Source organism: Streptomyces shenzhenensis (genome assembly GCF_021462265.1).
GTDB classification, from domain to species: domain Bacteria; phylum Actinomycetota; class Actinomycetes; order Streptomycetales; family Streptomycetaceae; genus Streptomyces; species Streptomyces shenzhenensis.
The window spans coordinates 1-5015 of record NZ_JAJONF010000114.1; the positions used below are offsets into that span (position 1 = coordinate 1).

Annotated in this window: 7 protein-coding genes and 1 pseudogene; 3 read left to right on the forward strand and 5 right to left on the reverse strand. The window is 67.3% G+C overall.

Annotation, left to right across the window (positions count from 1 at the left end):
* Positions 1-812 (forward strand): annotated as a pseudogene (locus tag LQ326_RS46770) (hypothetical protein); the annotation flags it as partial.
* Between the two features lie 356 nt (positions 813-1168).
* A complete protein-coding gene (locus LQ326_RS46775; RefSeq protein ID WP_234545307.1) occupies positions 1169-1321 on the forward strand; it encodes a hypothetical protein in 153 nt (50 codons plus the stop codon).
* A 254-nt stretch (positions 1322-1575) separates the two neighbouring features.
* Here LQ326_RS46775 and LQ326_RS46780 read toward each other — a convergent pair whose 3' ends face one another.
* From LQ326_RS46780 to LQ326_RS46800, 5 genes are all read right to left on the reverse strand, one after another.
* Complete coding sequence (locus LQ326_RS46780; protein WP_308402178.1) at positions 1576-1704, reverse strand: hypothetical protein; 129 nt, start codon at positions 1702-1704, stop codon at positions 1576-1578.
* A 126-nt stretch (positions 1705-1830) separates the two neighbouring features.
* The gene (locus LQ326_RS46785; RefSeq protein ID WP_234545308.1) at positions 1831-2334 is read right to left on the reverse strand and encodes an ISAs1 family transposase; all 504 of its coding nucleotides are present in this window, start codon (positions 2332-2334) and stop codon (positions 1831-1833) included.
* On the reverse strand, positions 2304-2582 hold the full coding sequence (locus LQ326_RS46790) for a hypothetical protein (RefSeq protein ID WP_234545312.1): 279 nt from the start codon (positions 2580-2582) through the stop codon (positions 2304-2306). Before LQ326_RS46790 ends, LQ326_RS46785 begins: the two co-directional genes overlap by 31 nt.
* A complete protein-coding gene (locus LQ326_RS46795; protein WP_234545309.1) occupies positions 2464-3027 on the reverse strand; it encodes a transposase family protein in 564 nt (187 codons plus the stop codon). The genes LQ326_RS46790 and LQ326_RS46795 overlap by 119 nt, the downstream gene beginning before the upstream one ends.
* A gap of 376 nt (positions 3028-3403) precedes the next feature.
* On the reverse strand, positions 3404-3856 hold the full coding sequence (locus LQ326_RS46800) for a MarR family winged helix-turn-helix transcriptional regulator (RefSeq protein ID WP_234545310.1): 453 nt from the start codon (positions 3854-3856) through the stop codon (positions 3404-3406).
* 177 nt (positions 3857-4033) lie between these two features.
* Here LQ326_RS46800 and LQ326_RS46805 point away from each other — a divergent pair.
* The coding region (locus LQ326_RS46805; RefSeq protein WP_234545311.1) for an NAD-dependent epimerase/dehydratase family protein at positions 4034-5015 on the forward strand (982 nt) is incomplete at its 3' end.

The following is a 5015-nucleotide window of genomic DNA, read 5'->3' on the forward strand; positions in this document are numbered from 1 at the left end:
GGCGGGCCGCGCTCGCGACGAGCCTCTATTACGGCGGCGTTCTCAGCCTGATCTGCGGTCCGGTGTGGGTTCTTACGGGCCACAGCCACTGGCTCCTCGCGATCCCTGGCCTGTTCGCTTTCTCCCTTGTCATCGCTGTCTGCCTCAGCTCCTACGGATCCTGGCTGATCCGGCGCACCGGATTTGCCCTCGCGCGCTGGCTTCCGTCACCGTGGCGGTGCATGGCCTTCCTCGACGACGCCTGCCGCCGGGGCGTACTACGCCAGACCGGCGGCACCTACCAGTTCAGGCACGCACTGCTGCAAGAACGCCTGGCTACCGAGTTCCTGGCGCATCGCGGTCCACGGGTGGCACATCACAGAACCATGCAGTACGTACGCGCCCACCTGCGGTTGTCACAACTCGCCGCGAAGGATGACCTCGACGGTATGGCAGCCGAACTGCGAGGGATCATCGAACGCCACCGCAACCTGCGCGGTGACGAGTACACGGTGGTCTCCTCCTGGAACCGCCTGATAGGCGTGCTTCGCAGCGGCGGGCGCAGAGAGGAAGCCGTCAGCGAGGCCATGGCCTTCCGAAAGTTCGTGGAGGGCATCAGGACCCGGGGGGCGCGCCGGTACTGGCACTACCGCAGCCGACGCGTGCTGGCCGACTCGTTGGCCGACCTCGGACGTCTCCCCCAGGCTGTCCGCGAGTATGTGGAGGCACTCACCCTTGCTGAGAACTACTGGGGCCAAGACGACGAGAACTGCACGGAAATTCAGTCCATCCTCAACCAGCTGCGCGATCAACCGACCGACCTGCCAGGCTGACCGGCCCGGCGAGCGCCAGTCGACCCCACACCACCTTGCCGCCCGGCGGCACCGCAGAAGCCTCCCACCGCGTGCACAGCGTCTCAACGACCAGCAGGTCGCGGCCGTTCTCGGCGTCGCCGGCCACCCGGCGGGGCGCGGGCGCCGTACTTGACGTTCACGCGGATGAGCAAGGCGCATGATGAAGAACGAGCAGCTCGCATCAGAGCACGCACAATCGAGCTTGAGCACCTCTCTCGACAGACGGCAAGGTTTCAAGCACTCCGAGACCGACTCAACGATCTGTTCACCAGTTCGCGACCGATGGCATCTTGATCAGGGAATCCTTCACGCTGCGTAGCGAGGAGGGGCATCCCGTGGAACAGATCGACGGCGCCCTCGAAGTCGACGGATCCGCGTACCTCGTGGAGATCAAGTGGTGGGGTGAGCCCGTCGAGACCAACGCGATGTGTTCATCTCTGCATCTGGCTTCACCGGGCCAGACATCAAAGGATGCGAACGCGCACTGAACCAGCGAGGGATCATCCTGGGCGGACTCCGCGAACTCGTTCTCCTGCCTCGAACGGCAAGGTGACGTTGCGACCTGGCTGTGCGAAAAGGTGCGTTTCGCGCAGCTCGAACGTCGTCCTCTCGCCCTGCTGGGCTCCGACTTCTGAGCGCTGTCAACGGTCATTGAGATCCCCAGGTGGGTGGCCGTTGGAGGCCCAGGCTGATGGCCATCAGAAAGCCAGGCGTGTGGCCAGTGGTGTTCCCGGGGTGAGGGTCAGTTCAAGGGGACCACTCCCTTCCCGGCGAGGGCCTCGGCGAGGCGATGCGAGTCACCGGTGGTGGTCACGAGGTGAGCGTGATGCATGAGGCGGTCGGTGCTCGCGCCCGCGAGAGTCTTTGGCATGATCGTGTCGAAGCCATCTGGGGCTGGCACATGTTCCCTTTCGTGGATCGCCTCTGCCACGTCCGGAGGCAGTCTGCACCGCGGGACAATCAGGGCTCCGTCGTTCTCACGATCGGCCGGAAATGATCACGTGAGTCCGAGAGTCGCCGACGGCCGAGCCATGTCCCGCCCGTGATGGCGCAGGCTCTCGGCGATGCTGCCCCGTCCGGCCAGGCGGAGTGTGCCGATGGCCAGATTCCGCAGAGAGGCCATCGCCCGCGGTGCGCTGCCGGTCCGCACCCGGAAGACGTCCTCCCCGAACGTCACGTCCCTGACGTGGTGCTCACGATTCTCGATTGCCCAGTGTCCGCGTACGCGTTCCGCCAGGTCAGCGGCTGTCGTCTGGTGAGCCATCAGGCTGGTGACCGCGTAGACGCGTTCGATCGACACCTTCCCAGTGCGCATGGTGCGCCGTCGGCGGACGATCTGCAGCGCCTGGCCGGCGTGCGGGAACGGCAGTCGCGGCACGGTGACGGCCTTCAGACGGCGGATCTCGTCGCGGCCGTGGGCAGCGGTGCGGGTGCGGTCCATCAGCGGCACCTCCTTCCAGGGAAGGCCCTTCACCAGTGCGTGCAGGCTCGGGTGGAGCACGGCGATGTAGTGTTCTTCTCCTCGACCAGGAGCTTCGCGTGGTCGGTCTGGGTCAGCAGCGCGTCGAAGGTCACCACCGCACCGGTTGGGTCCAGCGGGTCCAGTAGCGGCCGGAATGCGGTGATCTCATTACTCTTGGCGTCGACCTCGCGCTGGGCGAGCACAATGCCGTCGCCGCGTAGCACGGAGAGCAGGTGGACACAGCTCCCGTCGGCACGGGTGGCACCACGCAGGGATTTGCCGTCCACCGCGACCGCTGCCCGCACCCGGGGGGCATTTGTTTCGGTCGGCGGTACGGAAGGCGTCCGCTCGAGCGGTGAGCCAGCCGCCGATCGCTGCGTCGAGTGCGTCGCCGTCGATGCGCTGCAGTACCCGGCGCACGGTCGCCTCGCTGGGCGCCCGGTAGGGCCAGTCCGGATCGCGCAGTGTGGCCCCGCAGGGGAGAAGGACCCGGTCAGAGGCGTCGGCGGCCCACTCGGCGATCGCGGTGAGGGACTTCGCTCCGGCCAGGACTCCGCAGGCGGCCAGGGCCAGGACGTATGACAACGGGTGACGTCGGCCCCGCCGGCGGCGCGGGTCGGGCAGGCGGGACAGTCGGGCCAGCAGGTCGGGTAGTTCGTCGGGGCGGGCCGGATCGGATCCAGCGAGTTGGCCCAGCCCGGCAGGGATGGGTGATGATGACGCAGCAGGCACGGTCTTCCGTTGTGCTGATCAGCGAACTCGACACTCCATGATCACCGGAAGCTGTGCCTGCGCGTGTACTGCCGATCCATCACCATCACGGCTGAGTTGGGATATCAGGCCCATACCGGCTCTGTCGAGCCGACTGCGAGAACGACGGAGCCCCGGACCAGGGTGTGCCGGTGGGCTGCCGCGTTCGGCGCCGAAGGGGCTTGTGTAGCGCAGACAATGCCCTGGCCGTCTGCACTCCTCGACGCGCAACGAACTCACCCGGCCTGAACCGACCCTGGCCCCGGGAGCCCTCAACGAGGAACAGGCGGGACCGTGACGCTACGAAACGATGGCAGGGGAACTGCACGGCAGCCGCCGTGCGGCCTCGCCCGGTCCGTCAGCCACCGTCGGTGGGCAGCGGGTCGGCGGCGCTGAGGATGCGGAGGATCTCGACCAGCGTCGAAAGTTGCTGACCGGTGAGCGGTTCGAACAGCTCCTCTGCCGCCGCTTCGTAACCGGCCGTCCACTCTTCGGCCAGTGCCGCCCCTTCCGCTGTAACCCGGAGAAGGACGGAACGGCGGTCGTCCGCGCTGGCATGCCGCTCGAGCAGTCCGTCGCGGACGAGTGCCTCGACCAGGCTGGACGCGGTCCCCTGGGCGATGCCGACCGCGAGCGCCAGCTCGGTGAGACGGATGGGCTGCGACCGTGCCACTTCCACCACCAGGCGGGACCTCGGTGTGGACACCCCGTGCTCGCCGAGACGCTCGTTGAAGTGACGCACGAGAAGCTTCGCCGTGCGGCTGAACTCGTCGGCGACCTGTGCGGCCGTGAGCTTCCCGCCCTGGGGCACCGCCCACCTCCTCCTTGACGCCTCCATCATACGGAAGGTTTCATAGACCTAGATGTATTGGCATCTAACTATTAGACGCCGATACATTAGGGCGGACGGTCATGCTCGCGCGCACCCGGCGTAGCGACCGACATCGCGCGTACGGAGAGTGCGCGCCCAACCGTGCGGAGTGGAACCATGAAGATCTTCGTCACCGGCGGCAGCGGTTTCGTCGGCAACGCTCTCGTCCATCGCCTTGTCGCCGAAGGGCACGACGTCACGGCACTCGCCAGGTCGGGAGCCAGTATTCAGCGCGTACGTGCGGCCGGCGCCCAGCCCATTTCCGGGGATCTCGCCAGCCTCCGGCAGAACGCCTCTCCGGCACCGAGCTGGCTCGCCGAGCTACAGGGGGCCGACGCGGTCGTGCACGTCGCGGCTCACATGGAGTTTTGGGGGCCCGACGCGCTCTTCGAACAGGCCAACCAGATCCCGACTATCGCCCTGCACGCCGCGAGCGTCGCGGCCGGGGTGCGACGCTTCGTACTCATCAGTGCCGCATCGGTCTCCACAGGCAGCCAGCGCCGTCCTATCGTCGACGAGTCGACACCGGAGGGCCGCCCGAACATCGCCTACAGCCGCGTCAAGCTGGCCACCGAGCGCGCCCTCCGGGACGCGCACAGTGGGAGCACCGAACTGGTGATACTCCGCCCGCCGTTCATCTGGGGCCGCGGGATGACGACGATCGACGAGATGGCCGAGGTCGCCAGGGCCGGACGGTTCGCCTGGATCGACCACGGCAAGCACATCGTCGACTTCGTGCATGTCGGGAACCTGGTCGGCGCCGTGCTCCTCGGGCTCACACGCGGCCGCCGCGGAGGCGCCTACTACGTGACCGACGGCACCCCGATGCCCATCCGCGACTTCCTGACCCCCTTGCTGGCCACCCGCGGCGTGGACCTGTCCAACAGTCGCAGCGTCCCCCTGGCGATAGCGGCGCCCACGGCGGCAATGATGGACCGCACGGCGCGCCTGCTTCGCCTGAAGTCCGCCCCCCCGCTGACGAACTGGCTCGTGAGCTTCACCGGCCGGGACCGTTCCTACGACATCACCGCTGCGAGGACCGAACTGGGCTACTCGCCCGATGTGACACTGGAGAAGGGCTTGGCGGAGATTAGCCCCT